Genomic DNA, 5,003 nt, shown 5'->3' with positions numbered 1-5,003 from the left:
AGCCGGGGATATTCGGCCAGATTGTCACCGAGGTTGAGAGGATGAAGCCGGATTTTGTCCTGACTGTTGGGGACATGATAGAAGGGTATACGGCTGACACCGTGAAAATCAAGCAGGAGTGGGAAGAGTATTTGGCGCTGATCGAACCCCTGACCAGCCCTATCTACCATACGGCTGGAAACCACGATTTCCTGGACACCACTGCCCTGAACCTGTACCGCCGCTATATCGGAAAACCATACTACTCATTCACCAGAAGGGGTTTGCACTTCATCATCCTGGACAGCGGTCGATACAACAGTGTCACTGACTTCCCAAAGGAACAGATCGACTGGCTCATTGACGATCTTGAAATGAACAAAGATGCTTTCCACACGATTGTCTTTTACCATATCCCCTACTGGATTGAGACCATCGCGCAGGACAAGCCTGACACACTTCACACCATATTCGTGAAATATGGAGTGGACGCAGTATTCACCGGGCATTACCACATATACTTCAGCGGCACATTTGACGGCATCACCTACACCAGTCTTGGAAGTTCCGGCGGCGGATGTTCCCCGGGGCCGACAGGGTTACAGTACCATTTCGCCTGGGTGACTGTCGATAGAGATAGAATATCAATTGCGCCGGTGAAGATGGACGCTGTGCTGCCATGGGAGGAGTTGAGTGCGAAAGAATACCTGCTGACCAGGAAGGCAGAGTACCTGGCGATAAAGACCGGAAAAGCACAGGTCAGCGACGACCTTACGATCCCCGAGAAGAAGATAACGATCACCGTAGAAAACTTCAACACCGACGTGATCCTGAAGGACACACTCTCCTGGGATGTACCGGCCGGATGGACCGTAAGTCCCACTGTTTTGCCCATCGAGATAGAGCCGCTGAAAACTTACTCCACAAGCTTGACCGTAAAGAGTACTGGTAACTTGTATCCGACCCCCACAGCGTCCATGAACTATGGCTACGCCGAGGGCAAGGAAGTTGAAATAGAGCACACGCTGGGAGTTTCCCGTACAGCATACGCGTATGAAGCCACAGAACCGCCTGTTATCGATGGTGAGTTGAAAGACGCTCTTTGGAAACGGGCCGTGACTGAACTCTTTGCACCTGATGGTTCATCTATCTCCACCACTGACCCTGTCTCTTTCTATTTTGCCTGGGATGAAAAAAACCTGTACATTGCCGCCAGGTGCACGGAAAAGAAGATGGATGCAATTGTCGCCACTGCCACAAAGCACGATGGTGCAGTCTATGGGGAAGATTGCGTTGGCTATTTCTTCCAGCCAGTGCTGGAGGATGGACCAATCTATCAGATATACTTCAATCCACTGGGTACGCCCTTTGATCAGAAGATAATTGTAGAGGAAAAGACTCCTGTCGACGTTGAGAGGGATTGGAATGGGACCTATGAAGTGAAGACTTTCAAGGGTGAAGACCACTGGAGTATCGAAGCAAGAATTCCTCTGGATCAACTGGGAGCAGAAGCGAAACGAGGTAAGATCTGGGGCACTAACTTCCGCCGAAAACAGAAAAGGCTGAATACATCAGCAGACTGGCTTGTTCCGATAAACTATGATCCTGAGACGTACGGCTTTCTAATGATGAGGTAGAAATGGATGGCGCGCCCAGGAGCACCAACCTTTCACAATAAGGAGGTAGGATGAAGAAAGATCTTATTCTTCGGATTTACGCCTACGCGGTATGTGCAATCTTGCTCTTCGTTGGCCTCATCTTTGTCATAGAGGGGACCGGCGGCATTGTGAAGATAGCTGCTCCCGCGCTCACAATGAATCAGCGGGATTGGGCATCGATAGCATCATTCCAGAGCTTCAAGACAGACTGGGAAAAAACCGAGGGTGCCCCAGAATTGACTGATGAAGAACTGAGGGTACGCTGGCAGGACAAAAGACAGGTTGCACTTATGACAGAAAAGCGTAGGGGCGCCCAGAGCCTAATCCACATGCTCATCGCTTTTGTGTGGCTTACACCTCTGTTTATAATACACTGGAGATTGGCAAGAAGGCTGCGCCCGGAATAGATACTTCTCCTACTGAACTACTAAGGCTGTACGCTGTATGCTGTACGATTACTGAAGCTGTCAGCCGGGAAGAGCGGCACGGCTTGGGGACTGAAGCAAATCTCTCCTCTAGCACACCGTCCCATGCATAAATCTGTGTCGAATATGAGGCGATTTGCATATATTTTGGTGTCCTCTAATCACTCTGGATTTCAGTCAAATGAAAGACGTTCAATGGATTGCCCTTCCTGAATCGACTGCACGGATTCTGGCAGTAAGGTTTAGAAAGCGTTGAACCCCTTGAAAAATAAGGTTTCCGCATTACATTATAAGTGGAGGAAAGTCCCCATCTAAATCACAGATTTTTTCCCAACTTCCAATAGCACGGAGGCTAGAATGAAAACCTATTCCCGTCTATTGTTGTCATTCGTATTCCTTCTTCCATTGCTGCAGTTCCCAGCCGCGTCGCAGTCTGCTCCCACGATCGCGTGGTACTTTGACGCAGAAGACTACGTGGAATGTTCACCAGCAATTGCAGACATAGACAAAGATTCGCCTGGCTCGGAGGTCCTCTTCGGATACTGGCGCAATCTCCATTGTCTGAGTAGTTCAGGCGACGTTCTCTGGTCATATTATGAACCGAAGCAGCTCTTTCAACACCCTGCGGTTGCAGACCTTGACAGAGACGGCAACGCAGAAGCTGTTTTTCACTCGCTGGGATGGCGTGAACCGGGTAAGATTTGGTGCTTCCAGAGTGACGGCAGCTTGAAATGGTCATTCGACACGTTCAATGGCGGGTACAATCAAGGAGTGACCATCGCCAATATAAACGGCGATTGGGACGCGGAGATTCTCGCCGGAAGCACGAATGACACCCTTTACTGCGTTGACGCTTCTGGCTCACTCGTATGGAAGCATGGCGCGGTCGGCGACGTCTGCATTCCTGCAGTAGCGGACATAAATGAGGACGGTTATCCGGAGACAATTTACGCCACCACAGGTGGTTACATAGGCTGCCTCGACTCAGAAGGAAATCTCATCTGGGAAACAGAAATTGAAGGGATGAGGCTGGTCGGTGTCGCAATATCAGATGTAGATGGGGACTTGGATGCAGAGATAATAGTGAACGGCTACACAGTAAGAGGAAAAAACATGCTCTACTGTTTAGAGAAAGATGGGACTGTCAAATGGACCAAAGAGCTGATTGGCAGGCTCGGGTCTATCATATCTACAGCTGCTATTGACGACATAAACAATGATGGTAAGCAAGAAATAGCCACTTTCTCCAACTCCTATCTCGAAGAGAAGGATTCACTGTGGGTCTTTCAAGATGATGGTTCTGAGGCCAAGGTGATCTGGCAGGCTCCTGCTGCCGATTGGTGGGGAGGTTCAGGCTCAGGCCCTGTTGTATGCGACCTTGACGGGGATTCCTTTAAGGAGCTAATACTCATGGGCAGCGAGTATCTCGGAATCTATGACGGCCGAGATGGAAATCTTCTGTACAAGAATCTTGATTTAAGATCAATCACCAGAGACGAGCATCCTGCGGTCGCGGACGTGGACCACGACGGCCATGCTGAAATCATCGCGACCTATCGGTACAGGGGATTGGCAATGCTCGAGGATGACGGGAACTGGGCAGAATGCAGAAATCAGTTTTCCTCTCACTACTACCACATAACCAATGTGAGAGATGATCTGACCGTCCCTCCTCTTGAACCATATTTCTGGAAAGGACACAATAGCTGGCTTGCACAAGGAGACTATTCTCAGTGTGAGCCCGCCTGCATCAAGGAAAAGGTCATTGCAGAGCTGGATGAACTGACGCCACAGTCAAAGGATATGGAAAAGAGGATAAAGAAGGCAAAGAAACACCTGGAAAAAAGTCTGGACCCCAGACTCTGGCTGGGTCAGACACATCTTGTCCCGGATCGGGGAAAGAAAGTCTTCTACGAAGAGAAGAAAGCATTGAAAGAAATAGAGAAGCTGTGCCAGGGGGAGAAATGCAAAGGAGTCACCTCGCTTTCTCTCATCTTTCATGGTTTGAGTGAAGCCTTAATTGAAGCGATAAGCAAAGGGAGGACATGCTTCGGTCCTGAGCTGGTATCACCAGAAGACACTTTTCAAATCGCTGCAGTTGACGAGAAGCTCGGCGCAAACACAGAAATCTGGGTGGATGGTTCTCTCGATGAGGAGATAGATACCTCATGTTCTAAGCCTCTCGAGGAAGGTATGGTGTTTGGGGACTTCGAGGTTGAGAGTGTGGACAAGATAGGTGATGGAGGAGGTGGGTTCCCTTCTGGATTGTGTGAGAGGTTGATGGGTATGCTCGTTGAAGCAGACAGCATCCTGGCCAGAGTTGCAATTGATGATGCGATTGCTGCCAATGGCAACCCAAAAGAGATAGAGAAAGCGAAGAAGGAGATGGCCAGTGCCGAAAAGGAGAAAGAGAAGGGTAAATACGACAAAGCCATCGACCACTACAAGAAGGCCTGGGAACACGCGATGAAAGCAGTGAAACCCCGTAAAGGTAACCAGATGAGCTGCCAGACAGAGATCGAGTCCAGTACCGTACTCCTTCAGAACAAACCAAATCCTGCTACCTCATCAACCCGGATTGATTTCGTTCTGGAACACGCGACACCTGTCAAGCTCAGTGTGTACGATATCGCCGGAAGACTCATATGGAGAGTTAAAGTCTCACATTTATCTGAAGGCTTGCACTCACTAGGATGGAACTGCATGGACAAGGACGGCATGCCTGTGCCATCTGGGATCTATATATATAGGCTAGAGACTAATACCTTCTCTCACGCGAAAAAGATGGCGGTTGTGCGGTAAGCCGAACGGGCTGTACGACTACTGGCACTGAAATACGAAATTGGGAAATTCCACTCCGCACCAACCCGGCCCCTTCGAAATTAGGAAATTGAAACCTGAAACCACCAGATTACACGAGATTAACACAGATTCGAACCAC

3 protein-coding genes are annotated in these 5,003 nt (G+C 49.4%); all 3 read left to right on the top strand.

What is annotated here, in order from left to right; genetic code table 11:
• Positions 1 to 1,616 (top strand): hypothetical protein (locus E3J62_09115; GenBank protein TET44888.1); only part of this gene is annotated, 1,616 nt, incomplete at its 5' end.
• A gap of 50 nt (positions 1,617 to 1,666) precedes the next feature.
• Positions 1,667 to 2,044, top strand: coding sequence for a hypothetical protein (locus E3J62_09110; protein TET44887.1), 378 nt, complete (start codon positions 1,667 to 1,669; stop codon positions 2,042 to 2,044).
• A 375-nt stretch (positions 2,045 to 2,419) separates the two neighbouring features.
• Positions 2,420 to 4,864, top strand: a complete 2,445-nt coding sequence (locus E3J62_09105; protein TET44886.1) for a T9SS type A sorting domain-containing protein — start codon at positions 2,420 to 2,422, stop codon at positions 4,862 to 4,864.
• The last annotated feature ends 139 nt before the right edge of the window (positions 4,865 to 5,003 follow it).

Source organism: candidate division TA06 bacterium, assembly GCA_004376575.1.
In the GTDB taxonomy this organism is placed as follows: domain Bacteria; phylum Hydrothermota; class DG-26; order E44-bin18; family E44-bin18; genus E44-bin18.
The sequence above is the reverse complement of the archived record's forward strand: the minus strand, read 5'-3'. Positions and strand labels throughout refer to the sequence as shown.